1 pseudogene is annotated in these 803 nt (G+C 46.9%); it reads right to left on the minus strand.

From position 1 onward, the window contains the following. Window positions 1–269 precede the first annotated feature (269 nt). A pseudogene (locus A6D97_RS19075) lies at window positions 270–803 on the minus strand (IS110 family transposase); the annotation flags it as partial.

Here is an 803-nt window from a genome sequence, read left to right on the forward strand (position 1 = left end):
GGCTACATGGATTCCCCCGGTTGTCAAACATCCGCTAAACTTATGTTGATGGGTTTTGGACTGCCGCTCTACATTCGGCCTACTTATCGACGATTCGCATACGTCGTGGCCCTGATGACTTTGCGCGACTGCGGTGCCTTATTCGTTAGATGACATCTAGTGTGTCCGCCGCATTAACAGGCTCTCCGCAAGTGGTCTTAACCTATCTCCATCATTAGCGTCTGCAATGACCCGGTGGGTTTAACTCTCTATGCTGCTTAGGTTTCTACTTAAGCAGCATAGTTTTCATATTCGGTTTGATTGTGTAAAAGCGACCATATAATTCGTGCGTTCTTCGCGGCAAGTGCCACTATCGCTCGGTTCATTCCTCTTCGTTCTAGAACGCCGCGACACCACTGACTTAACTTATCTTGCTTGTCGCCAAGGTTGGCAATCACGGTCCTTGCGCCATGAACTAATAGTGTTCGTAAGTATTTATCATTCGGCCTAAGCGAGGTTTTCCTCCTGTGGAATATTGCTTTGGTACGAGTCCTAGCCAAGCAGAGAAATCACGGCTTTTATCAAATTGAGAACCATTGCCTATCGAAGCAAGTATCGCAGTAGCGGTTTGCGGCCCAATACCTCGAACTTTCATCACTCGTTGAACATTAGCGCTGACCTTAGCAAAAGAGCCGAAGACTTGTTCAGTATCGGCGATACGTTGATTTAATTCACCAAGGTGGTGATAAGCATCGGCAATCACCGTTCTAGCGAGATGTGGCAGTTCATTTTCTGCATCTTCAAGCATTAAGGGAACGTGTTTC

The organism is Vibrio sp. ZF57, from assembly GCF_001691235.1.
GTDB classification, from domain to species: Bacteria; Pseudomonadota; Gammaproteobacteria; order Enterobacterales; family Vibrionaceae; genus Vibrio; species Vibrio crassostreae_C.